The sequence below is a fragment of the Mesorhizobium sp. M1348 genome (assembly GCF_040317925.1).
Lineage (GTDB): Bacteria > Pseudomonadota > Alphaproteobacteria > Rhizobiales > Rhizobiaceae > Mesorhizobium.
Window position 1 is genome coordinate 661,626 of the sequence record NZ_JAMYLH010000001.1, and the last position, 23,289, is coordinate 684,914.

25 protein-coding genes are annotated in these 23,289 nt (G+C 63.0%); 9 read left to right on the forward strand and 16 right to left on the reverse strand.

Annotation, left to right across the window (positions count from 1 at the left end; all coding sequences use genetic code 11):
• The first annotated feature begins 5 nt into the window (after window positions 1-5).
• Window positions 6-947 carry a nucleoside hydrolase gene (locus NKH13_RS03335; RefSeq protein WP_352713814.1) on the forward strand — a complete coding sequence of 314 codons (942 nt, stop codon included), beginning with the start codon at window positions 6-8 and terminating at the stop codon, window positions 945-947.
• A 9-nt stretch (window positions 948-956) separates the two neighbouring features.
• On the opposite strand, the gene NKH13_RS03340 is transcribed toward NKH13_RS03335, so the two are convergent.
• The 6 genes from NKH13_RS03340 to NKH13_RS03365 form a co-directional block, all read right to left on the reverse strand.
• The gene (locus tag NKH13_RS03340) at window positions 957-1,328 is read right to left on the reverse strand and encodes a hypothetical protein (protein ID WP_352713812.1); all 372 of its coding nucleotides are present in this window, start codon (window positions 1,326-1,328) and stop codon (window positions 957-959) included.
• 3 nt (window positions 1,329-1,331) lie between these two features.
• Window positions 1,332-1,673 carry a hypothetical protein gene (locus NKH13_RS03345; protein ID WP_352910628.1) on the reverse strand — a complete coding sequence of 114 codons (342 nt, stop codon included), beginning with the start codon at window positions 1,671-1,673 and terminating at the stop codon, window positions 1,332-1,334.
• Between the two features lie 78 nt (window positions 1,674-1,751).
• Window positions 1,752-2,366 carry a LysE family translocator gene (locus NKH13_RS03350; protein WP_352910631.1) on the reverse strand — a complete coding sequence of 205 codons (615 nt, stop codon included), beginning with the start codon at window positions 2,364-2,366 and terminating at the stop codon, window positions 1,752-1,754.
• Window positions 2,367-2,470: 104 nt separating this feature from the next.
• Window positions 2,471-3,931 carry an amidase gene (locus NKH13_RS03355; RefSeq protein ID WP_352713806.1) on the reverse strand — a complete coding sequence of 487 codons (1,461 nt, stop codon included), beginning with the start codon at window positions 3,929-3,931 and terminating at the stop codon, window positions 2,471-2,473.
• A 6-nt stretch (window positions 3,932-3,937) separates the two neighbouring features.
• Window positions 3,938-4,846: a ribokinase gene (locus NKH13_RS03360; RefSeq protein WP_352910634.1), complete on the reverse strand. Its 909-nt coding sequence runs from the start codon at window positions 4,844-4,846 to the stop codon at window positions 3,938-3,940.
• Between the two features lie 116 nt (window positions 4,847-4,962).
• The gene (locus NKH13_RS03365; protein ID WP_352713802.1) at window positions 4,963-5,856 is read right to left on the reverse strand and encodes a methylated-DNA--[protein]-cysteine S-methyltransferase; all 894 of its coding nucleotides are present in this window, start codon (window positions 5,854-5,856) and stop codon (window positions 4,963-4,965) included.
• Window positions 5,857-5,969: 113 nt separating this feature from the next.
• Here NKH13_RS03365 and NKH13_RS03370 point away from each other — a divergent pair, with 113 nt between their 5' ends.
• The gene (locus NKH13_RS03370) at window positions 5,970-6,785 is read left to right on the forward strand and encodes a class I SAM-dependent methyltransferase (protein WP_352713800.1); all 816 of its coding nucleotides are present in this window, start codon (window positions 5,970-5,972) and stop codon (window positions 6,783-6,785) included.
• A gap of 3 nt (window positions 6,786-6,788) precedes the next feature.
• Here the strand turns inward: NKH13_RS03370 and NKH13_RS03375 are convergent, their stop codons facing one another.
• A complete protein-coding gene (locus NKH13_RS03375) occupies window positions 6,789-7,283 on the reverse strand; it encodes a DUF2244 domain-containing protein (RefSeq protein WP_352713797.1) in 495 nt (164 codons plus the stop codon).
• A gap of 22 nt (window positions 7,284-7,305) precedes the next feature.
• Between NKH13_RS03375 and nth the strand changes: the two genes are divergently transcribed.
• The gene (nth, locus tag NKH13_RS03380; protein ID WP_352713794.1) at window positions 7,306-8,127 is read left to right on the forward strand and encodes an endonuclease III; all 822 of its coding nucleotides are present in this window, start codon (window positions 7,306-7,308) and stop codon (window positions 8,125-8,127) included.
• Between the two features lie 34 nt (window positions 8,128-8,161).
• On the opposite strand, the gene NKH13_RS03385 is transcribed toward nth, so the two are convergent.
• The 4 genes from NKH13_RS03385 to NKH13_RS03400 form a co-directional block, all read right to left on the reverse strand.
• A complete protein-coding gene (locus tag NKH13_RS03385; protein ID WP_352713792.1) occupies window positions 8,162-9,673 on the reverse strand; it encodes a tripartite tricarboxylate transporter permease in 1,512 nt (503 codons plus the stop codon).
• Window positions 9,674-9,682: 9 nt separating this feature from the next.
• Window positions 9,683-10,150: a tripartite tricarboxylate transporter TctB family protein gene (locus NKH13_RS03390; RefSeq protein ID WP_292663247.1), complete on the reverse strand. Its 468-nt coding sequence runs from the start codon at window positions 10,148-10,150 to the stop codon at window positions 9,683-9,685.
• Window positions 10,151-10,229: 79 nt separating this feature from the next.
• Window positions 10,230-11,207: a tripartite tricarboxylate transporter substrate-binding protein gene (locus NKH13_RS03395; RefSeq protein WP_352910641.1), complete on the reverse strand. Its 978-nt coding sequence runs from the start codon at window positions 11,205-11,207 to the stop codon at window positions 10,230-10,232.
• Between the two features lie 182 nt (window positions 11,208-11,389).
• Window positions 11,390-11,845: a DUF2214 family protein gene (locus NKH13_RS03400; protein ID WP_352910643.1), complete on the reverse strand. Its 456-nt coding sequence runs from the start codon at window positions 11,843-11,845 to the stop codon at window positions 11,390-11,392.
• Window positions 11,846-12,072: 227 nt separating this feature from the next.
• Here NKH13_RS03400 and NKH13_RS03405 point away from each other — a divergent pair, with 227 nt between their 5' ends.
• The 6 genes from NKH13_RS03405 to NKH13_RS03430 all read left to right on the forward strand — a co-directional run bounded on the left by NKH13_RS03405 (window position 12,073) and on the right by NKH13_RS03430 (window position 18,085).
• Window positions 12,073-12,612 (forward strand): GNAT family N-acetyltransferase, encoded by a 540-nt coding sequence (locus NKH13_RS03405; protein WP_352713784.1) that lies wholly within the window; start codon window positions 12,073-12,075, stop codon window positions 12,610-12,612.
• 208 nt (window positions 12,613-12,820) lie between these two features.
• The gene (locus tag NKH13_RS03410; RefSeq protein WP_352910646.1) at window positions 12,821-13,798 is read left to right on the forward strand and encodes a Bug family tripartite tricarboxylate transporter substrate binding protein; all 978 of its coding nucleotides are present in this window, start codon (window positions 12,821-12,823) and stop codon (window positions 13,796-13,798) included.
• 155 nt (window positions 13,799-13,953) lie between these two features.
• Entirely contained in the window at window positions 13,954-14,487 is a 534-nt protein-coding gene (locus tag NKH13_RS03415) for a tripartite tricarboxylate transporter TctB family protein (RefSeq protein ID WP_352713778.1), read from the forward strand.
• A gap of 4 nt (window positions 14,488-14,491) precedes the next feature.
• On the forward strand, window positions 14,492-16,015 hold the full coding sequence (locus NKH13_RS03420; RefSeq protein WP_352713776.1) for a tripartite tricarboxylate transporter permease: 1,524 nt from the start codon (window positions 14,492-14,494) through the stop codon (window positions 16,013-16,015).
• 15 nt (window positions 16,016-16,030) lie between these two features.
• A complete protein-coding gene (locus tag NKH13_RS03425; protein ID WP_352910650.1) occupies window positions 16,031-17,215 on the forward strand; it encodes a CaiB/BaiF CoA transferase family protein in 1,185 nt (394 codons plus the stop codon).
• Between the two features lie 18 nt (window positions 17,216-17,233).
• A complete protein-coding gene (locus NKH13_RS03430) occupies window positions 17,234-18,085 on the forward strand; it encodes a citryl-CoA lyase (protein WP_352713771.1) in 852 nt (283 codons plus the stop codon).
• A gap of 79 nt (window positions 18,086-18,164) precedes the next feature.
• Here NKH13_RS03430 and NKH13_RS03435 read toward each other — a convergent pair whose 3' ends face one another.
• The 5 genes from NKH13_RS03435 to kdpC form a co-directional block, all read right to left on the reverse strand.
• Window positions 18,165-18,674 (reverse strand): NUDIX hydrolase, encoded by a 510-nt coding sequence (locus NKH13_RS03435; RefSeq protein ID WP_352713768.1) that lies wholly within the window; start codon window positions 18,672-18,674, stop codon window positions 18,165-18,167.
• Window positions 18,675-18,804: 130 nt separating this feature from the next.
• The gene (locus NKH13_RS03440) at window positions 18,805-19,110 is read right to left on the reverse strand and encodes a hypothetical protein (RefSeq protein WP_352910654.1); all 306 of its coding nucleotides are present in this window, start codon (window positions 19,108-19,110) and stop codon (window positions 18,805-18,807) included.
• A gap of 121 nt (window positions 19,111-19,231) precedes the next feature.
• A complete protein-coding gene (locus tag NKH13_RS03445) occupies window positions 19,232-19,924 on the reverse strand; it encodes a response regulator transcription factor (protein WP_352713763.1) in 693 nt (230 codons plus the stop codon).
• Entirely contained in the window at window positions 19,921-22,662 is a 2,742-nt protein-coding gene (locus NKH13_RS03450; RefSeq protein WP_352910657.1) for a DUF4118 domain-containing protein, read from the reverse strand. The genes NKH13_RS03445 and NKH13_RS03450 overlap by 4 nt, the downstream gene beginning before the upstream one ends.
• 52 nt (window positions 22,663-22,714) lie before the next feature.
• Window positions 22,715-23,284, reverse strand: a complete 570-nt coding sequence (gene kdpC, locus NKH13_RS03455; protein WP_352910659.1) for a potassium-transporting ATPase subunit KdpC — start codon at window positions 23,282-23,284, stop codon at window positions 22,715-22,717.
• Window positions 23,285-23,289: the final 5 nt, after the last annotated feature.

Here is a 23,289-nt window from a genome sequence, read left to right on the forward strand (position 1 = left end):
TTGAAATGCCCCAATCCCGCAGGATCATCATCGACACTGACCCCGGCCAGGACGATGCCGTCGCCATATTGCTGGCGCTGGGCAGCGCCGAGCTGGAGATCGTCGGCATCACCGCGGTGGCCGGCAACGTGCCGTTGAAACTTACCGAAAAAAACGCCCGCAAGATCTGCGAGCTGGCCGGCCGGCCGGACGTCAAGGTCTATGCAGGCGCCATCCGGCCGCTGGCGCGCGAACTGGTCACCGCCGAGGAAGTGCATGGCAAGACCGGCCTCAACGGACCACAACTGCCCGAACCAAAGATGAAGCTGCAGGACGAGTATGCGGTCGATTTCATCGTCGAGACGCTGATGAGGGAGGAGAGCGGCACGATCACGCTTTGCGCGCTCGGGCCGCTCACCAACGTTGCGCTGGCGCTGATCCGCGAGCCGAAAATCGCGCCGCGCATCAAGGAGATCGTGCTGATGGGCGGCGGCTTCTTCGAGGGCGGCAATGTCACGCCGACCGCCGAATTCAACATCTATGTCGACCCGCATGCCGCCGATGTCGTGTTCAAATCGGGCATTCCGATCGTGATGATGCCGCTCGACGTCACCCACAAGGCGCTGACCACCGCCAAGCGCACGAAGGCCTTCCGCAAGCTCGGCACCAGGGTCGGCACGGCCACCGCGGACATGCTGGAATTCTTCGAACGTTTCGACGAGGAAAAATACGGCACCGATGGCGGCCCGCTGCACGATCCTTGCGTCATCGCCTATCTGTTGAAGCCGAAGCTGTTCAAGGGCCGCAACTGCAATGTCAGCGTGGAAACCGCCTCGGAGCTCACCATGGGCATGACGGTTATCGACTGGTGGGGAGTGACCAAGCGGCCGAAGAACGCGATGGTGATGCGTGACATCGACCATGATGCGTTTTTCGAGCTGTTGCTGGAAAGGCTGGGGCGGCTTTAGGGCCGTCTTTCATTCCCGAAGCAGACGATACGTTTCGGTTTCGTTCACGCGACGCTGTCGCTCAATCAAAACTTGCGAGCCGATGGCGCGCGGCGCGCTCGGGTCGCCATATACGAACACCAAGAGATTATTTTCTTCGAGGCGGATTCCGTAGAGATAGCGGAATCCGTCACCGACCGCACCTTCGGGATTTGGGGAAGCGTTGAGGACGTTAACCACAGTGCCTGGCACGCGCTCCACATCGATGATGGGGCTGCTCCGCCTTGCAATCAGTGCGCCGATTGCCAAAATGCAGACGCCCACCACAAGGCTGGTGGTGATGATGCCCCGGAGGTTTTCCCGCAGTATCAGCAAGGTGAAGGCCAGCCGCGCTCTTGTCATGGTTCAATTTGCAAACCGGTAAAAGACGAAGCCATTGTCGCGCGTTACCCGCTCGATGCCGACGCGCGAGTCGATCAGATGCGGGAGGTCGTCGTAAACCAGGACCGTCGAACCGTTCTCAAGGACCAGCAGATATTGGATATTCTGCCCTTTACCCTGTCCACTTTTGATCGTTGCATCGACCGGGTCGACCGACCGGATCGGACTTGCGTCATTCGCCCATTTGTTCAGAACCGACGGAACCATCGCCGCGAACAAAGCGATGAACAGAATCACGCCAAACGCGTTCCTTTTCAAATCCGCATTAGTCCACGGCATAGACATGAATCCCCACTGTTGATTCATGTGGTGGCCTGAAGGCCGACTTTCAATCGGCCTTCCTATTCCAGGATGTTGCTGTTGGCGTCGCCGGACTCGCGGCCGTTACTTCGCCTTGGAAAACGCCAGCCAAAGGCCGCCGCCGACCAGGAAGCTGCCGCTGATTCGCGACAGCAGCCTGACGCGGCCGGCCGACAGCAGGCGTCCGGCGCGGCCGGCGGCCAGCGCGTAGGTCGAATCCGAGACGGCGGCGAAGATCATGGCGGTGAGACCCATGACGCCGATCTGTAATGCGTAATTGCCTTCAGGCGCGATGAACTGCGGAAAGAAGGCGCCGAAGAACACCAGCGTCTTCGGATTGCTGATCGCCACCAGCAGCCCCTGCAAAAAGAAGCCGCCGCGCGGTCTTTTTGCCGATCCGTCGGCGTTCAGCTTGCCTTTCGAGCGAAACATCTGCACGCCCATCCAGATCAGGTAGGCAGCGCCAATCAGCCGGACCCATTCGAACCAGTGGCCCATGCCGGCGATCAGCGATGTCAGCCCGATGCCGACGATGGCGATCATGATGGCCAGTCCGGCCTGGGTGCCGGCGACATCGGCGAGCCCGGCGCGCGAGCCGTGGCGGATGCTGTTGGCGATGATCAGCGTCACCGTCGGCCCCGGCACCAGGATGATGACGATGCAGGCGACGACATAGGTGGCGTAGAGTTCCAGCGACATTTTTTCCCTCCGCAGAATGCCGCTCGTGCGGCGCGCTGTTGCGATCAATGCATGGCGATGAGTTGCGTGCAAGTCGGCGAGGCGCCGACAATGCGGAGCTGATGTCAGCAGGCGCCGGCCTGCCACGGCAGTGTTGCCTCATAGGCGGCAGCCGCCATCAGCACCGAGAGGTCACCGCGCGGCCGCCCGATCAATTGCATGCCCATTGGCCTGCCCCTGGCGTCGAAGCCCACCGGCACGTTGACCGCCGGGCAGCCGCCCAGCGTGGCGAGCGCTGAGACCTGCATCCAGCGATGATAGCTGTCCATGGCACGCCCCGCCACTTCCCTTGGCCAGTGGGTGACGACATCGAAGGGAAAGACCTGTGCGGCTGGCAGCGCAATCAGGTCGAAACGCTCGAAGAGCGATAGCAGCATTCGATGCCAGGACGAGCGCCTCACCGTTGCGGCGTGGATCTGTGGCGCGGTGAGGCGCAGTGCATGTTCCACCTCCCACACGGCCTCCGGCTTCAGCAGACTGCGTTTCAAGGGATCGTCGTAATGCGCCTTGAGCGCACAACCGCTGCTCGCCTGGCGAAGCGTTACAAAGGCCTGCCACAGCGCTTCGAAGTCGAATTCCGGCATCAGCGGCTCGGCCTCGAAGGATACATCCGCGAATCGACCGAGTGCGGCCTCGCAAAGCTGTAGAATGCCTGCTTCAACCGGCAGGTGGCCGTCAAGATCGCCGAGCCAGGCGATGCGCCCGCCGGCCGCCGGTGCTTCCAGCCCTTCGAGGAACGAGCCTGGCCTATCATGCGACAGCGGCGCGCGAGGATGATAGCCGGCCTGAACGTCGAGCAGCAACGCCATGTCGCGCACGTTGCGTCCCATCGGCCCTTCGACGCCCATCTGCGCCTGAAACACATCAAGGTCAGGGCCAGCCGGCACCAATCCCTGCGATGGGCGGAAGCCATAGACATTGTTGTAGGCAGCGGGATTACGCAGCGAACCGCCAAAATCGCTGCCATCGGCAACGGGAACCATGTCGAGCGCCAGCGCGACGGCCGCGCCGCCGCTCGAGCCGCCGGCGGTCAGCGCCGGGTCGAACGCGTTGAGCGTCTGTCCGAACACGGTGTTGTAGGTGTTGGAGCCAAGTCCGAATTCGGGAACGTTGGTCTTGCCGATGATGATGGCGCCGGCTTTGCGGACGCGCTCGACGAAGAAGTCGTCTTCCTCAGGCACGAAATCGGCGAAGATCGGCGAGCCGAAGGTGGTTCTCAGGCCTTTTGTCAGCGCAAGGTCCTTAATCGCGATCGGCAGGCCGAACAGCGATCCGGTATCTCCTCCTCGCGCCAGATGGGTGTCAGCGCTGTCGGCCTCGTGCAGGATGTCGGCACGCTCACGCAATGAAACGATAGCGTTGACCAGCGGGTTCACCGCCTCGATCCTGTCGAGGAATACCGCGATCACTTCGCACACCGAAAGTTGCCGGCGCCTGATCTTCTCGGCAAGCTCCACGGCAGACAGGCGGCAGATGTCGCCGGGGGGCGGCACCGCATGCTTCGTGGTCGGGCGCACGGCTGTCATCCCGCTTTAGCCTGCAGATTTCTGCAAGGCGGCATCGACGTCCCTGGCCAGCGGGATGGCCGGCTGTGCACCGGCTTTCAGGCAGGCCAGCGAACCGGCTGCGGCAGCGCGGGCAAGCGCCTGGTCGAGCGGCAGGCCGGCTGCCAGCCCGGCAGCAAAATAGCCGCAGAACGTGTCCCCGGCGCCGACCGTGTCGAGCGGGGTGATCTGCAGCGCCGGAACCATCAGAAGATCGTCCGGCATTGCCGCCAGAACGCCGTCCGGGCCAAGCGTGACGACGATGGTGCGGCCGGTTCTCGCGGCATAGTCGCGCATCCGTGCCGGGCGGTCGCGGCCGCTCAATGACAGCGCCTCGCCATAGAGGTCGAACTCGGTTTCGTTGGCGACGAGATAGTCGGCCTTGCCGAGGAAGCCGGCCGCGTCACTATGGAAAGGTGCGGTGTTGAGCACGGTGATCGCGCCGGCCGTCCTTGCCGCGTCGAGTGCTGCCTCGACGGTCTGCAGCGGGATCTCCAGTTGCAGCAGCACGACGTCGCCGTTTTTCAGGAAAGCTTTGGAAAGGTCACCCGGCACGACCGAATCATTGGCGCCCGCCACAACGGCGATCACGTTCTCGCCGTCGGCGCCGACCATGATCAGCGCAGTACCGGTCGAGGCAAAGCTCTCGCCGACGCCGGACAGGTCGATCTTGCCGTCGCGCAGCAGCGCCAGAGCGTCGCTGGCGAAGCTGTCCTTGCCGACTGCGCCGACCATGCGCACCTTGGCGCCGGCGCGGGCGGCGGCCAGCGCCTGGTTGGCGCCTTTGCCGCCGGGGGCAGTGGCGAAACCGGAGCCGCGCACGGTCTCGCCGGGACCGGGCAAGCGGTCGACACTGGCGATGAGGTCGAGATTGATGGAGCCGATGACGACGATCAAGAAGTGCCTCCCGCTAGCGCATATCACTCTAATTGCGCGGGAAGCTACTCCGTAAGATCGCTGCTTGTCACCCTAGCGGTCCTTGCATCGCTCCTGTCGTTCCATTCGTTGGCTATTCAAGAAGAGACCTGTCCCGCCTCCCAGCCGAGGATGGCGCGTTTGCGCGTCAGGCCCCAATGGTAGCCGGTGAGCGCGCCGGACTTGCCGAGAGCCCGGTGGCACGGCACGACGAAGGACATCGGATTGGCACCGACCGCGGCACCGACAGCCCGGCTGGCGCTCGGTGCGCCGATGCGCGCGGCGATCGAGGAATAGGTGCAGGCCTGGCCCATCGGAATACGCAGCAAGGCCTCCCAGACACGGACCTGGAAGTCAGTGCCGATCATGACGACGCGCAGCGGCTGGTCGGCGCGCCACAGCGACGGATCGAAGATGCGCGCGGCATAGGGCGCCGTCGCCGCCATGTCCTCGACATAGGTCGCATTCGGCCAGCGGCTGGACATGTCGGCAAAGGCCGCACGCTCGCCGCCGGGGTCGTTGAAGGCGAGGCCGGCAAGGCCGCGGTCCGTCACCATGATCAGCGCGATGCCGAAAGGCGAGATATGATAGCCGTAGCGGATGGTGAGCCCGGCGCCGCGGGTCTTGTAGTCGCCCGGCGACATCGCTTCGTGGGTGACGAACAGATCGTGCAGCCGGCCTGGGCCGGACATGCCGAGTTCGAACGAGGTTTCAAGCAGCGGCATGCCGGCATCGAGCAGTTTGCGCGCATGATCGAGGGTGACGGCCTGCAGAAAAGCCTTGGGCGACAGGCCGGCCCAGCGGGTGAACAGCTTCTGCAGCCCGGTCGGCGTATCGCCGACCTCCTCGGCCAGCACTTCCAACGAAGGCTGGTCGCGATAGTCGAGGCTGATCTTTTCGATGGCACGACGGACGATTTCGTAGTCGCCGCCTTCAGGCGTGATGTCTTTCTGAAGGATTGCTGTCGTTTTGAGAGGCATTTGGGCGTTCATGGCAGTATCTCCTTGAGTGCGAATATCGTCTTTCGCGGCGCCGATCACCACCCGAAACTTGCTTTCCCGCGGCATGTACCCAGATAGAGCTGGCTTTGAATGGGAGGACAATCATGGCCGGCGAGAAGGTGCAGCTGACCAAGGAAAAAGAAACGCTGCTGATCACCGTTTATGGCAAGGCGCTGGAAAGCCGGCTTCCCAACTCGCTGCTGAAAGACCGCTTCGCGGACGAGGCGGTTCGCCGCATCGACTACGACTTCTCGCGGCTCAAGGTCGACAACAATCTCGGCGTCGGTCTGGCGATCCGGGCCAAGACGCTGGACGACTGGGTTTCGGTTTTTCTGGCGAACAACCCGAACGCCATTGTCCTGCATCTCGGCTGCGGGCTGGACACGCGAATATTCCGCATCGATCCGCCGCCCGGCGTGGACTGGTTCGACGTCGATTATGCCGAAGTCATCGAGCTCAGGCGCAAGCTCTATCCGATGCGCGAGCATTATCACCTGATCGGATCATCCGTCACCGAGCCTGGCTGGCTGGACGAAGTGCCCGGCGATCGCCCGGCGATGGTCGTGGCGGAGGGCCTGACACCCTACCTTGCCGCTGACGAGGGCCCAAGGCTGGTTTCGCGGCTTGTGTCGCATCTGGCCAGCGGCGAACTTGTCTGCGATGCCTACAGCGACCTGGGTCTAAAGCTCGTGCGCCTCAACCCGTCGTGCCGCGCCACTGGCGCCGAACTCCACTGGGCCATCAACGATCCGCGCGACTTGGAACGGTCAGTGCCCGGCCTGCGGTTGGTCGAGGAAACCATGGCTTACAAACCCGAACATGCCGCCCGTGTGAGCTGGTTCGCCGGACTGGTCTTTCGCCTCTGGAGCCACATTCCGGCTCTTCGGAGGGTCGGCAGGCTATTGAGATTTCGGTTCTGATCGTCAGCGCGCCTTGGCGGTCGCCAGAGCGCGCGAAAATGCGGCGGCAAAACTCTCGCGGTCGTCGGGGTTGAGAAAGCCGCCGATCGAGACGGTTTTTCCTTGCGCCTCGACCGCCATTCTGGTGATGCCGATCTCGGCGTGGCGGGCGATCGAAAAGCGTGCCCAGAATGGATTGAAGCGATGTGCTTCCGATTTGCCTGACGGGGCAGTCTTGCGGATGTCGAGGCTGGTGCGCGACACCGACACCTCCTCGCGAGCCCGGGCGGCACGATAATTGGCGCGGAAGGCGATATAGACGGCAATAACGTCGAGGCCGAAGAAGCCGAACACCGGCCAGGCGCCGCGCGACAGAAAAAACGCTCCGGTCACCAGCCACCCGAACAGCAGGGCGCCCATCAGGATGGCAAAGCCGGTTTTACCCAGCGACCGGTGCGGTGTCAGCAGCGCCTGGAAGAATGGCTCGTCGGCCTGAAATGAGGCGTTTGTGTCGCTCATTGCAGAATATTATAGGAAGGCAATGACAAGCCCCAAGCCCAAAAACTCTTCGGCGCTAAAAAAAGACCTGTTGCCCGGCCGCCGCGACGGCTCGAACGTCAAGCCGCGTCCGCGGCCGGCAAGATCCCGGGCGCTTTACAGCCTCGCCGAGGTGCATGAGATTTTCCGGCGCTTTTCCGTTCAGCGGCCGGAGCCGAAAGGCGAGCTCGAACATATCAACGCCTTCACGCTGTTGGTGGCGGTGGTGCTTTCGGCGCAAGCGACGGATGCCGGCGTCAACAAGGCGACGCGGGCGCTGTTCAAAATCGCCGACACGCCGCAGAAAATGCTGGCGCTGGGCGAGACCAGGCTCGGCGACCATATCCGCACCATCGGGCTGTGGCGCAACAAGGCCAAGAACGTCATCGCGCTGTCCGAGGCGCTGATCCGTGACCATGGCGGCGAGGTGCCTGAGGATCGCGATCAACTGGTCGAGCTGCCGGGTGTCGGCCGCAAGACCGCCAATGTCGTGCTGAACGTAGCCTTCGGGCAGCATACGATGGCGGTCGACACGCACATCTTCCGCATCGGAAACAGGCTCGGGCTGGCGCCGGGCAAGACGCCGGAACAGGTGGAGCACGGGTTCCTGAAGATCATTCCGGACGAATATATGCGGCATGCCCATCATTGGCTGATCCTGCACGGCCGCTATGTCTGCAAGGCGCGCAAGCCGGATTGCCCAGCCTGCGTCATCGCCGATATCTGCAAGGCCAAGGAAAAGACGACCAGCGTGCCTGCACCGCTGGTCGAGATCGCGCCGCTCGGGTCAGTAGAAGCGGCTGCTGAATCAGTGCCCGCCAAGTGACTCTGAAGTTCCTCCTATGTGGCGCCGTCCACGTTCAGGAACTCTCTTCGACGAACACCTCCTCGCGCTTCTTCCTGACCGCGGGGAGAAACACGATGACGAGCACCGCAAGCGCGATGAGGAGCAGGCTGGCGCTGATCGGCCGCGTCACGAAGGTGCTCGGATCGCCGCGCGAGAGAATCATGGCGCGGCGCAGGTTTTCCTCGAGCAGCGGGCCGAGCACGAAGCCGAGCAGCAGCGGCGCAGGTTCGCAGCGCAGCTTGGTCAGGAGGTAGCCAAGCAAGCCGAAGAAGGCGACGGCATAGAGGTCGTAGACGTTGGTGTTGACGCTGTAAACGCCGATCGAGCAGAACGCCATGATGATCGGGAAGAGCACATAGTAGGGGATCGTAAGAAGTTTCACCCAAAGCCCGATCAGCGGCAGGTTCAAGACAATCAACATCAGATTGCCGATCCACATCGAGGTGATGATACCCCAAAACAGCGCAGGCTGTTCGATGGCGACATTGGGGCCGGGCACGATGCCCTGGATGATCATCGCGCCGATCATCAGCGCCATTACCGGGTTGGCCGGAATGCCGAGCGTCAGCATCGGGATGAAGGAGGTCTGCGCGCCGGCATTGTTGGCCGATTCCGGCCCGGCGACCCCTTCGATGGCGCCCTTGCCGAATTCGCCCGGATTGTTCGAGACACGTTTTTCGACGGTGTATGAGGCAAAGGCGGCAAGGATCGCGCCGCCTCCCGGCAGGATGCCGAGCGCCGAACCGATGATCGTTCCGCGCACGATTGGAGCCGCCATGCGCCGAAAATCGTCGCGGGTCGGCATAAGGCCGGAGATCTTTCGAATCAGCACGGAACGCTCATGCTCGTTTTCGAGGTTGCGCAGTATCTCGGCGACGCCGAAGACGCCGACCGCCACTGCGACGAAATTCAGCCCGTCGGCATATTCGCGGATGCCGAGCGTGAAGCGGGGCGTACCGGTGTAAATATCCGTGCCGACAAGTCCCAGCAGCAGGCCGAGCACGACCATGGCCAGCGCCTTGACGATCGAGCCGTGGGCGAGCGCGACGGACGAGACCAGGCCGACGATCATCAGCGAAAAATATTCGGCCGCGCCGAATCTCAGTGCTATCGCCGTCAGCGGTGGGGCAAAGATGGCGACGAGGAAGGTCGACACCGTGCCGGCAAAGAACGAGCCTATCGCCGCGGTCGCCAGAGCTGCTCCGGCGCGGCCGTTCCTGGCCATCTGGTAGCCGTCGATTGCGGTGACTGCCGACGAGGATTCGCCGGGCATGTTGATGAGAATGGCGGTCGTCGAGCCGCCATACTGCGCGCCGTAATAGATGCCGGCGAGCATGATGAGAGAGGAAACCGGGTCGCCGATCTGGAAGGTGATCGGCAACAGCATGGCGATGGTAGCGGTGGCGCCGATGCCGGGCAGGACGCCAATCAGCGTGCCGAGAAGGACGCCGATCAGGCAGAAACCGAGGTTTGCCAAAGATGTGGCTGTCGAAAAGCCGAGTGCGAGGTTGTTGAGGAGTTCCATTTCATCTCCTCACAACGATAGTGGCAGCCATGGGCCGAAACGCCGGAACGGCAGGCCGAGTGCGTAGCTGAAGACGACGAATGCGAACAGCGTCAGGCCGGCTGACAGGACGAGTGCGGTCAGCGGCTTCATACGGCCGCTACCGAACGATGCGATCAGCGCCGTCAGGAAGATCGACGGGATGAAACCGAGGCCGCGCACCGTCAGGCCGAAGAAGATCGGAGCAGGCAGGATGAAAAGCATGCCGCGCCACGCAATGTAACCGATCGGCTCGCTCTCGAAACGCACTGCTTGGACGAGGATGGCGGCGCCAAGCAGGATCAGCACGATCGCCAGCACCAGCGGGAAATAGCCCGGCCCCATGCGAAAGGCGGTGCCGATTTCGAGGCCCAGCGACTGCAGCGCGAAAAAGGCGCCAATAAAGATCAACAGCGCGGCGCATATGCCGTTGGTTCTGTCGATTGCGAAAGGTTTCATGGCGTCCTCCCGGCATGCCTCACGGGCGTGCCGATGCCGATGTAAAAAACGGGGCGCTGGCGGCGCCCCGTTAAAATCTTTAGTCGGCGTACTGGCCGGCCGCTTCGATGATCGGCTTCCAGCGCATGATCTCACTTTCCAGCTTGGCCTTGAGCGCGCCCGGCGTGGCATCGGCCCCGGGCGACGGCTTGGTGCCCAGTTCGGCAAATCGGGCGACGACGTTCTCGTCCGTCAGCGCCACCTGCAGAGATTTCGACAGGCGTCCGGTGATCTCGGCCGGGGTGCCCTTGGGTGCATAGATGCCGTGCCAGATGCCGACCTGCACCTGGGGAAGGCCGGCTTCTATCGTCGTCGGCACGTCCGGCAGCACGTCTAGGCGTTGTGGCGAGGTTACGGCATAGGCCTTGATCGTGCCGCCCTGGATCTGCTTGGTGGTATTGGTCGTCTGGTCGCACATGATATCGACCTGGCCGCCGAGAAGATCGGTCATGGCCGGGCCGGTGCCCTTGTAGGGCACGGTGACCAGCGGCGTGCCGATGGCGCTCATGAACAGCATGCCGCACAGATGCGAGGCCGCGCCGATCCCGGCATTGGCGACGGTGACGGTGTCCTTGTTGGCCTTGGCGTAGTCGACCAGTCCCTTCAGATCGGTCGGCTCGAGGTCCTTGCGGGCGACAATGGTCATCGGCACCTCGGTGACGAGGCCGACATATTCGAACGCGTTCAGCGTGTCGTAGGCGAGATTCCTATATAGCGTCGCACTGGTCGCCATGCCGATGTGATGGAGGAGCAGCGTGTAGCCGTCAGGCTCGGCATTCGCGACGCGGCCGGCGCCCAGTGTGCCGCCGGCGCCGCCGACATTCTCGACGATAACCTGCTGGCCGAGGTCCTTCGACATGGCTTCCGCGACAAGACGCGTGACGGTGTCGGTCGGACCGCCGGCCGAAAACGGCACGACAATGGTGATGGTGCGTTCGGGGTAGGTCTGCGCGCCAGCGGCCGACGGATAAAGCATGGCGGCCGCAGCGACAGCCAGCGCGGCGATGAATTTTCGCATCGTGTTTCCTCCCAGAATATGATTACCAACCGCTGCGCGGATTCCTCTAGAACCGACTGTAGATGGAGCAATAACTAGCGCAACCCGACAAATGACAATCGGGCTCAAACGGCAAACTGCACGTTTGTCCGCGCAAATGAGTGGGAAGGTTGGGCCATGCGATGCCCTTCCTCCAACCTATTCTAGTAGCCGTAGCCGCGCGCCATCGCCGCCGCGAACATCGGGATCAATAGGAAGATCAAGGCCTCGGTGCGGACATAGGTGCGAACGGACGCTAGCTCCGCCCCAGGCACCTGGAAGGCCGGATTGGCGACTACCTGCCTATTCCAGGACAGGAAACGGATGGTCGGGACAGTCGACAACAGGCCGACAATGGCGAAAGCGGCCATCTTTGCCCAGAACATCCAATTGTAGACGTAGAATTCCCAGCCCTTGAGACCATAGATGACGCGGCCGATGCCGACGATGATGATCAGCATCGCAATGATGCCGTAGTGGCGGTCGATGCCGACAAGCCGCTTCAGCGTCGCGGCGGACAAGTCGCTGCGGATTAGGACGAATTCGGCGCCGATGATGCCTGCTAGCGAAAACACCAGCAGATGATGGAAGATGGCAAGCACAAGGTCGGTGGTGTCCATGCTGTTTTCCCTGTGTCGGACGGCAGCGCCGAAACCGAACGCGCCTGAACCAGATACTGGTGAAAAACTAACACCGCTTGGCAGGATTCACATCAGCTGGAAGATGATCTACACAGCCTTGTCTCTTGTTTTGCGCAACGGATTTGGATTTCCCGTCTCGTGCATGTCGCTGTCCCAACTTTTGCAAGACCTGCATTGGGCACCGGCAACACAACCGAGACATGACCATGGCCAGTCCGCAGACAATTGTCGCTCCAGTGATTGAGACCTCGCGCACGGTCCTGCGGCCGCATCGGCTGGACGATTTCGACGCCTATGTCGCTATGTGGGCCGATCCTGTCATCACCCGCTTTATCGGCGGCAAGCCGCGCACGCGGGAGGAAAGCTGGATGCGCGTCCTGCGCCATGCCGGCCTGTGGTCGCTTCTGGGCTACGGCTTCTGGGCGATCGAGGAAAGGGCGACCGGCCGCTTCATCGGCGAGGCCGGCTTTCACGACCTGAAACGCGACATGACGCCGTCCATCGAGGGCATTCCTGAGGCCGGATGGGCTCTGGTTTCGGGCGTGCATGGCCAGGGGTTGGCCAGCGAAGTCGTCGCACGGGTGCTTGCCTGGGGCGACGAGACGTTCGGCGCCGCGAAAACCGTCTGCATCATCGATCCGGAAAACACCGGCTCGCTGAACGTCGCGGCAAAATGCGGTTATGGCGAAGTGCTGCGAACCGTCTATCAAGACAAGCCGACCATTCTGCTCGAGCGGCAACCCTGACGGATGCTGTCAGGCCTCTGCCTGCCACGTTGTCGTCGGGCGTCGAGTTCGCCAGCCTGAAAATCGCACAGGCCAATTGTGCCGCATGCAGCGTGTTCTGTCTTTGACAGGAGGACGCAAACTCTGCATGAATTTTATCGAGCGGGTCTGAAGTCAGGCCACGTTTCTGGCAGGCACCGGAGGAGGTGTCGCGATTTGGAGGAATCCCATGCTGAACAGACGCCGATTCTTGATGAGCACCGCGGCAGCAGGTGCTGCCGGACTCGCGGTATCGCATTTTGTCCCCGCCTTCGCGCAGGACGCGCCCCAGCTGCAGATTTTCGTGCCGGCGGCGCCGGGCGGCGGCTGGGACCAGACGGCGCGTGCCATGGACCAGGTGCTGCGCAGCGAAAAGCTGATTTCCGGCTCGCAGATCACCAATGTCGGCGGCGCCGGCGGTACAGTCGGCCTGCCGCAATTCGTCAACCAGTGGAACGGCAAGGGCAATGCGCTGATGGTGGCCGGCATGGTCATGGTCGGCGCCATTATCGCCAACAAGGCGGCTAACAACCTTACCGAAGTCACGCCGATCGCCCGCCTCACCGGCGAGTTCGAGGCGCTTGTCGTGCCGGCCGCCTCGCCGTTCAAGACGGCCGCGGACTTTGTCGCTGCTCTCAAGGCTGACCCGACGCAGGTTCCGGTCGCTGGCGGTTCGGCCGGCGGCTCGGACCACATCTTGTTCGGCCTCATCGCCAAGACCGTCGGTGTTCCGGCCACCAATCTCTCCTATGTGCCGTTTGCCGGCGGCGGCGAGGCGCTGTCGGCGCTGCTCGGCAACCAGGTCGCGGCCGGCATCTCCGGCTATGGCGAGTTCGCCGAACAGGTCAAGGCGGGTGCGCTGCGGCTACTGGCCATCTCCGCGGACAAACGCCAGGAGGGGATCGATGCGCCGACGATGAAGGAAGCCGGCATCGATGTCGAGCTGTTCAACTGGCGCGGCGTCTTCGCACCGCCCGGCGTCTCGGACGCCGACAAGGCAGCAATGATCAAGCTGATCGAGACCATGGCCAAGAGCGACGCCTGGGCGACCGAATGCAAGAACCGCAACTGGACGCAGATCCTGCTCACCGGTGACGACTATGCGAAATTCGTCGCCGAAGACACGGCCCGCATCGGGACGATCCTCAAGGACCTCGGCCTGGCGTGATGCTCTCGGCAAGGGGCGGCCTGCGCCGGCCCTTGCCGACTTTCGCCAGCCGCATGGACATACGCGGCGCCGGAGGTGAAACTACGCCGAGATCGGCCGAGTGAGACCGGTCCAAGGAGAACCGGCCCCAAGGGACCGACATTGGGAGGACGATCATGAGCACCAGCGACCAGCAGGCGCCGCCGCGCCTTGCAGTGCCCGAACTGCTGATCGGCGTTGGGCTCCTCGCCTGTGCGGGTGCGGTTGCCTGGCAGACGCTGGCAATCCCGGTGTCGCCGCTCTATTCCAAGGTCGGTCCGACCGTCTTTCCCTACATCACCATGACCGGGATGGTGATCCTGTCGCTGCTGCTCATCATTGCCGCCTTGCGGGGCGGATGGCAGCCGGAGGACGAAAAGGAGACGCCGACCGACTGGAAGGCGATGGGCATCGTCGCCCTCGGACTGATCGCCAACCTCGTGCTGATCCAGCCGCTCGGCTTTACCGCCGCATCTGTCATCATGTTCGTTCTCATCTGCCACGGTTTCGGCAGCCGGCGTCCGCTGCGTGACGTGCTGCTCGGTCTGATCCTGGCGCTGGCCGCCTATTTCGGCTTTGCCAGGGCACTCGGCGTCAATATCGGCGCCGGCTTCATCGAAAACCAGCTGAACGCGATCGTCGATTCGGTCGTTGCCATGCTGAGGGGCTGACGCCATGGAAACGCTCGGCCATCTCGCGCACGGATTTTCGGTCGCCTTCTCGCCGATCAATCTCATATGGTGCCTGGTCGGCACCACGCTGGGGACTGCGATCGGCGTGCTGCCCGGCCTCGGGCCGGCACTGACCATCGCGCTGCTGTTGCCGATAACCTATCAGGTGGCGCCGGAGGCGTCGTTCATCCTGTTTGCCGGCATCTATTACGGCGCCATGTATGGCGGCTCGACGACATCGATCCTGCTCAACACGCCTGGCGAAAGCGCCACTATCGTCACCGCGCTGGAAGGCAACCGGATGGCCCGCTCCGGCCGCGGCGGTGCGGCCTTGGCAACCTCGGCGATCGGCTCCTTCGTCGCTGGCACGCTGGGCACTATCGGCGTTGCCTTCCTGGCGCCGATCGTCGTCAAATTCGCGCTGGCTTTCGGTCCGGCCGAATATTTCTCGCTGATGGTGCTGGCCTTCATCACGGTTTCGGCGGTGCTCGGCTCGTCGTCGGTGCGCGGCCTGACCAGCCTGTTCGTCGGCTTCGTCGTCGGCATGATAGGCGTCGATCTGCAGACGGGGCAGCCGCGCTTCACCTTCGGCATGAGCGAATTGTTGGACGGCGTCGACGTCATCGTCGTCGCGGTTGGCCTGTTCGCCGTTGGCGAGACGCTTTACATGGCCTCGCGCCGCTATGCCGGCAAGGACGACATCGTGCCGTTGAAAGGGTCGCTCTATATGACCGCGGCTGAATGGTCGCGCTCCTGGAGGCCATGGCTGCGCGGCTCCCTGATCGGCTTCCCGATCGGCGCCATGCCGGCCGGCGGCGCCGAAATCCCGACCTTCCTCTCCTATGCCATCGAGAAGAAACTCTCCAGACACAAGGAGGAGTTCGGCACGGTCGGCGCCATCGAGGGCGTTGCCGGGCCGGAAGCGGCCAATAATGCATCCGCGGCCGGCGTGCTGGTGCCGATGCTGACGCTCGGCCTGCCGACCTCGGCGACGGCCGCGATCATGCTGTCGGCATTCCAGAGCTACGGTATCAATCCGGGGCCGCTGCTGCTGACGACGCAGGCCGACCTGGTGTGGGGGCTGATCGCCAGCCTGTTCATCGCCAACGTCATCCTCGTCGTCCTCAACCTGCCGCTGATCGGGCTTTGGGTGCGATTGCTGAAGATCCCGGCGCCGCACCTCTATGCCGGCATCCTGGTGTTCGCCACGGTCGGCACCTACGGCATCTCGCAATCGCCGATCGACCTCGTCATCCTCTATCTGCTCGGTGCAGCCGGCTTCCTGATGCGGCGTTTCGATTTCCCGACCGCGCCGGTCATCATCGGCATGATTCTCGGGCCGCTTGCCGAAACGCAGTTCCGCCGCGCGATGACCATCTCGAACGGCGATTGGACGGTGTTCTACAAGCATCCGCTGTCGCTGACGCTGCTGACGCTGGCCTTCATCGGGTTGGTCGGACCGCATATCTGGGCCTACATCGAGCACAGGCGCATGCGCGGACCGGAGCACGTGCCGGGCGATGCCTGAGCTGTTCGTGACGTCATGACAGACCTGCTTTCCGGCATCCGCATCCTTGACCTGACCAATGTGCTGGCCGGCCCCTATTGCGCCTACCAGCTGGCGTTGCTCGGGGCCGACGTCATCAAGGTCGAGACGCCGCAAGGCGGTGATCTGGCGCGCCAGCTCGGCGCCTCTCCGGAGCTCAACCGGGCGGGCATGGGCGCTTCGTTCCTGGCGCAGAATGCCGGCAAACGCTCGGTGGCGCTCGATCTCAAGCAGGAGGCCGACCGCGAACGCTTTCTCGATCTGGTCGCTTCGGCCGACGCGCTGGTCGAGAATTTCCGCCCCGGCGTAATGGACCGGCTGGGGCTTGGCCATGCCAGGCTGAAAGAGGTCCGGCCAAGCCTTGTCTATTGTGCGATATCGGGCTTCGGCCAGACCGGGCCGATGCGCGACAATCCAGCCTACGACCAGATCATCCAGGGTCTTTCCGGCATTATGAGCATCACCGGTACACCGGAAACGGCGCCGCTGCGTGTCGGCTATCCCGTCGCCGATACGCTTGGCGGGCTGGTCGGGGCATTCGCCATTACCGCCGCATTGGTCAAGCAGAAGACGACAGGCGAGGGCGCGTTCCTCGACGTCTCGATGCTCGAATGCACGCTTTCTGCGCTCGGCTGGCCGGTGTCGAACTATCTGACGGCGGACGTCGAGCCGCAGCCGATGGGCAATGAAAACATGACGGCCGCACCGTCTGGCGCGTTTCGCACCGGCGACGGCTTGCTCAACATCGCCGCCAACAAGCAAGAGCAGTTCGTCACACTGTGCCGGTTGATCGGTCGACCGGAGCTGGCGTCGGATGTCCGCTTTGCCGAGCGCGAAACGCGCAAGCAGAACCGCATTGCATTGAAAGCGCTGATCGAGGATGCCTTGGCGAGCGGCTCGGCCGCCGCCTGGGAGGAGACGTTCAATCGCGCCGGCGTGCCGGCAGGCCGGGTACTGACAATCCCGCAGGTCCTGCAAGAGCGACAGGTGATCGAGCGCGGCATGACGGCGCGCTTCCCGGCTGTGTCCGGCATGGACAGGCCGCTGACCGTGGTGCGCGGCGGCTTCATGGTCGATGGCGAGGCACCTTTGCCGAGCAGGCCGCCGCCGGGGCTGGGCGAGCATATGGACGAGGTTTTTGCCAACCTGCCGCCACGCGCCAAGAAAAGAGCGAAGGCATGAGCGGCACGGAAAGAAGACATGAGCGACACGGAAAACAAGACTGGCCGCGCGCGCGGCGAGGAATGGTGGCAGACCGGCATCATCGAGATGCGGCCCGGCGTCATCCGGCTGCGCGGCTATGAAATCCAGAATCTGATCGGCCGCGTCAGCTTTCCGGCAATGATCTGGCTGATGCTGCGCGGCGAACTGCCAAGCGAGGAGCAGGCGGCGCTGCTTGGCATCGCGCTGGGTGCCGCCGTCGACCACGGGCCGCAGGCGCCGTCCATCGCCATCGCCCGCATGGCGATCACGTGCGGTGTCGGCATCAACAGCGCCATGGCGTCGGCCGTCAACGTGCTTGGCGACGTGCATGGAGGCGCCGGCGAACAGGCGCTCTCCTTTTACGGAGACATCGCCGCCGAACTGGACGCCGGCGTGCCGCTCGCGGACGCGGTGTCGGCGCGGGTTGATCGTGTCCTTGCTGGGGAAGACGGCTATGTGCCGGGGCTGGGCCACCGCTTCCACCCGGTCGACCCGCGGGCGCCGCGCCTCATCGAACTGACCCGCGACTTTGCCGCGCGCGGCGTCGTCAGCGGGCGCTTCGCCGACATCGCCGAGATGGTCGAGGCGGAAGTTGCGCGGCGCAAGGGCAAAAAAATCCCGCTCAATATAGACGGTGCGACGGCCATCATCTACGGCGAGCTCGGCTTCCCGCCGCCGCTGACGCGCGGCCTTTTCGTGCTGTCGCGCTCGGTCGGCATCCTCGCACATGCGTGGGAACAGTCGCAGGAAAGCGACCGCAACAAAGGGCCACTGCCGCGCGAATGGCTGTGGGCCTATACCGGCACGCCGGCGCGGCCTCTGCCCGAGGAAGACGATGGCAGTCAGTGAGGCATCGGTTCAAGAGACGGCGGCGGGCGCTGGAACCAATTCCATCCCGACACACACAGTCGGGGCAGGCCCCCATCTTTTATCGAGTGTGATCTTTTCCGAACGCCGGATTCTGCTTTTTGGGATTGTGCTCCAGTTCGGCAATCCTGATGTTCCTCACTAGCGTCGAAAGATCCGGCTCGTCGATCAGCAACGCCGCGTCGGTCGGCGTCAGCCATGCCCGCTGCCGTCTCTCGGCTTCTTGCCAATTGGCAAGTTCCTCGGTTACTTCCAGCAAATAGACGACGACGTCGACGCGAACGAACCGGTTCGCCAGCCGCTTCCAGTAGTGATAGGTACCGGCCGGCTGTTTCAGTGTCTTGCCGAGAACACCGGCTTCTTCCTGTGCTTCGATGGTGGCTGCCTTGCGGCCGCTCTTGCCCTTCATCGGCCAGCCCTTCGGTACGATGAAGCGCCTCGTCGTTCGCGATGTGACCAGCATCACCTCGACATCGCCATGCTCGTTCAGCCGAAAGGGAATCGCCGCGACCTGGCGAACCCCGTCGCCCTTCCTTGCCTTGCGTACGACCTTCTTCTTGCTGGCTGCCATTCGATAATCCAGTCGAAGCGGTGCCCAGACGGCAAGGGCAGCGTTGCAAAGTCGGCCGCCCTCAATGGGGCGCAAGCGGAGCGGTTTCCCCAGTATATAAGTCGGCTAAATAAATGAAAGGGGCCGGTCGTCAGCGGCAGGTGCTGACAAAGCCGCTCCCCGACGGCAGCAACTGGCAAGTTGGCCTCATCTGCGGCACCTCCTGCCGTTGCGGTATTGGGATTTGGCGATCCTGGGCACGGTACTGCTGTTGCTGCTGCTGGTATTGCTGCCGCCGCAGCCTGTTCTCCAACATCTGCAACTGGTCTTGCTGGATCAACACGTTGCGATCGGCGGGGCTGACGACCTGTGCCGATGCAGCAGGATTTACGCCCCACAGCAGCGCCGCAGTCAGCATTGCCGACCCAAAAAACTGCAGTAGGAGAAGCCGTGGCATCCGTTCATTCCCGCACAAAACCGTTCTTCCCTTAATATAGGGCTTTTGTCGAACGACGCCATGGCCGCCGCTGATTTGAAGCGGATTGGAAGAGGCATTTCGGCTTCGGACGCCCGTCGCGTCAATCGACTTCGCGCAGCCGGTATCCGACGCCGGTCTCGGTGGTGATATAGCGGGGCTGGTCGGGCGTTTTTTCGATCTTTTGCCTGATCTGCCGGACGTAGACTCTGAGATATTGAACGTCGGTGGAATCGCCCCAGACCTGCTTCAGCAGGAACTGGTGGGTGAGAACCTTGCCGGCGTGCTGCACCAAGGTGCGAAGAATGTCGTATTCCTTCGGCGAGAGCTTTATCTCCCTGTCCTCGACCTTGACGATGCGCTTCACCAGATCGACGGAGAGGTCGCCGGTTTCGAACACCGGTCTCTCACCCTGCTTCTGGAACTTGTGGCGAAGCGCTACGCGGATGCGTGCGACAAGCTCGTTCATACCGAACGGCTTGGTGATATAATCGTCGGCGCCGAGTTCGAGGGCCGAGACGATGCCGGCCTCGTCGGTGCGGCTGGATAGGATGACCACGGGAATATCGAGGCCGTCGTCGCGCCATTTGCGCAGCAAATCATGACCGCTCATGCCGGGCAGGCCGAGATCGAGCAGGATCAGGTCCGGTTTTTCCGCCTCCATGAGTTCGATCGCCACGTTGGCGTTCGGCGCCTCGCTGATCGCATAGCCCTGGCTGCCGAGCCCGACGCGAAGCAGTTTTCGGATCGGCGGTTCGTCGTCGACCACCAATATCCTGACGTCCAGGCTCGTCATGCCAGATCGTCCATATTCTGATGGCCTGCATCGGGTTCGCCGAGGTTGGGCAGCTCTGCCGGCACCACCTGCATCCAGATGGTGAAAACCGCACCAGAGCGGTCGGTTCTGTTTGCCGCCGAGAGAGTCCCGCCCATCGCTTCGATGAAGCCACGGCAAATCGACAATCCGAGCCCGGTGCCGGCACGCACCTGGTCACCCTTGCGCACACGGTAGAATGTATCGAAAACGCGCTCCAGATCGGCTGGCGGAATGCCTGGTCCCTCATCCATGATCTGCAGGATGACGAAGCCGTTGTCCGTCCAGGCCTGCAGGCGGATCGTCGAGCCTAGCGGCGCGTATTTTGCAGCATTGTCGAGGAGGTTGAACAGCACCTGTTCAAACAGAACGGGGTCGAGCCGCAACATCGGCAGATCCGATGGAATATCGATCTCGGTCTTGTGCTCGCCGACGATTTTGCGGGCCCGATGCAGGGCTGAGCCGACAATGTCGCCGACATAGTGGAACGCATAATTCGGCTCCATCGTGCCGGATTCTATCTTGGTCATGTCGAGCAGGTTGGCGATGAAGCGGTTCAGCCTTTCCGATTCATCAAGCACGGTCGACAGCAGTTCCGCCCGGTCCTCCTCGGGAAGTGCGGCCTCGAATTCCCTGAGTGTTCCGGCCGCGCCCATGATGGCGGCAAGCGGCGTCTTCAAATCGTGGGAAATGGAGGTGAGCAAGGCCGAGCGCAGACGGTCTGCCTCGGCCGCAAGCTTGGCCCGGTCAACATCGGCGACGAGCTGGATACGCTCGATGGCGACCGCCGCCTGGTCGGCGAGCGCATCGAGCAGACGCTGTTGCTCGGGTGTTAGCAGCGGACCTTGCTTGTCGTTGTCGAGGCCGACAACGCCCACCGCCGTGCGTCCGGTCCGCAGGGGCAGATAGAGGCGTTTTGCTCCGGGCAGGGTGTCGGCGCCGCGCCCGGCGGCGCGGTTATGTTCCCACGCCCAGCGGGCTGCTGCGATGTCGGCCTCGGCCAGCGTGTCGTCGGGTGGGTAGCCGGCTTTGACCGCGATTGTGCCGTCCTCGGGCAAAAGCAGCACCACGCGCAGCTTCAGCATCAAGGCGATCTGGAAGGCAGTGGCCCATAGCACGTCGTCCAGGGTACCGGCGCCGGCGAGCTTCTTTGAAAACTGATAGATGTCTTCCGTGGCGCGCGCCCGTGAGCTGGCGGCAATCGCCTGACGCTGCACCCGCGCCGTCAGATTGCTGGCGATAACGGCGACAACAAGGAACACGGCAAGCGCAACGATGCTCTCCGGATCCCTGATCGTCAATGTGTAGCGCGGCTCTAGGAAAAAGTAGTTGAATGCAAGGGCGCTGACGACACAGGCGTACAACGCTGGCCAGAGCCCGCCCGTTACAGCCGATGTGAGCACCGCCAGCAGAAAGACAATGGCCAGATTGCGAACGTCGAGAAACTGGTCGAGAACAGTGCTGAAGGCGAGGGAGCCCATGACATAGGCTGTGGCTAGCAGGTAGGGCCTAACCTGAAACTGCTTCTGCTCGGTTGCCGCGCTGACATTTTTCGAGGGTGCGTCGGTGCCCTGGTCGGTTCCCGAAATTACATGGACGCTGATGTTGCCGGCGTCGCGGATGAGATCATAGGTGAGCGAGCCTTCGATCAATTCGCGCCAGCGCGATCGGGTCGGCCTGCCGATCACGATATGGGTGAAGTTGTTCGCCGTCGCGTGGCGAACGATGTCTTGCGCGACATTCTGACCCGGAATGGTCGTCACCTCGGCACCGAGCTGCTCGGCAAGGCGCAGCTGCGTCGCCAGCCGATCCTTGTCCTCCTCGGGCATGGCGGCTGAGCGAGGGGTGTCCACATGAAGCGCCGTCCAGGGGGCGCGGAGCCGGTCGGCCAGCCTGCGTGCATAGCGGATGCGAGCCGCTCCGCCCGGACGTGCGTCGACGCAGACGAGAACCCTTTCTCCGGCCGCCCACGGTCCCGGGATCGCGTGGGCCTGCATATGGTTGAGCAACTGCTCGTCGACACGCTGGGCGGTGCGGCGGAGCGCCAACTCCCTGAGAGCCGTCAGATTGCCCGGCGAGAAGTAGTTCTCGATGGCGCGCTGGGCGGTGTTGGAGAAGTAGACCTTGCCTTCCTCCAGCCGCTTGATCAGGTCGTCGGGGGTGAGGTCGATGATCTCGATGTCGTCGGCCTGGTCGATGATCGAGTCTGGAACCGTCTCGCGCACCCTGACGCGCGTGATCTGCGCCACGACGTCGTTCAGGCTTTCGACGTGCTGGATGTTCAGTGTCGTGTAGACATCGATGCCGTGCGTCAAGATTTCCTGGACGTCGAGATAGCGCTTGGGGTGACGGCTGCCGGCGACGTTGGTGTGGGCGAGTTCGTCGACCAGAACCAGCGCCGGGTGCCGGGCGAGGATGGCGTCGAGATCCATCTCCTCGAGGATCCGCCCCTTATAATCGATCTCAAGGCGAGGAATGACCTCGTAGCCTTCGACCAGCGTCTGGGTTTCCTTGCGGCCGTGCGTCTCGACGATGCCGATCACCACGTCGACCCCGTCGGCCAGCCTGGCGCGGCCCGACATCAACATCTCGTAGGTCTTGCCGACACCGGGGGCGGCGCCGAGAAATATCCTCAGGCGACCGCGCTCCTCCCGCTCGGCATGCGCGAGCAGCGCGTCGGGAGACGGCCTGGTTTCGGCGGTGCGGCTGTCGTCTGGCATAAGGGTCAATCATGAACGGCGCCGGCTTCGGTGTCGATCCCGGCGCCGCCTTTCATTGTTTCATCGCATCGTCCAGCGCAAGGTTGAGGGCCAGCACATTGACCACCGGCTCGCCGATGAAACCCAACTCGCGATCCTCGACTTGGCTGTCGACAACCGATTTGATCCGGGATTCATTGACGCCCCTGGCCTTGGCCACCCTGGCAACCTGAAAATAGGCCGCATCGGGGCTGATATGCGGATCGAGCCCGCTGCCGGACGTGGTGACCAGATCCATCGGCACCGGCTGGTTCGGGTTTTCTGCTCTCAACTTTTCGGCGTCGCTCTTGATACGGTCGATGAGCTTCGGGTTGGTTGGGCCGAGATTCGAGCCGCCCGAGGCGGCGGCATTGTAGCCGTCGCCGGCAGCCGACGGGCGGCCATGGAAATAGCGGTCGCTGGCGAAAGCCTGGCCGATCAGCTCGGAACCGACGAGCTTGCCGTCCTTCTCGATCAGGCTGCCATTGGCCTGGCGCGAAAACAGCGCCTGGGCAATGCCGGTCATGCCGATCGGATAGACCAAACCCGTCAGAACGGTGAAGAAGACGATCATGACGATCGCGGGCCTGATTTGATTGAGCATCGACG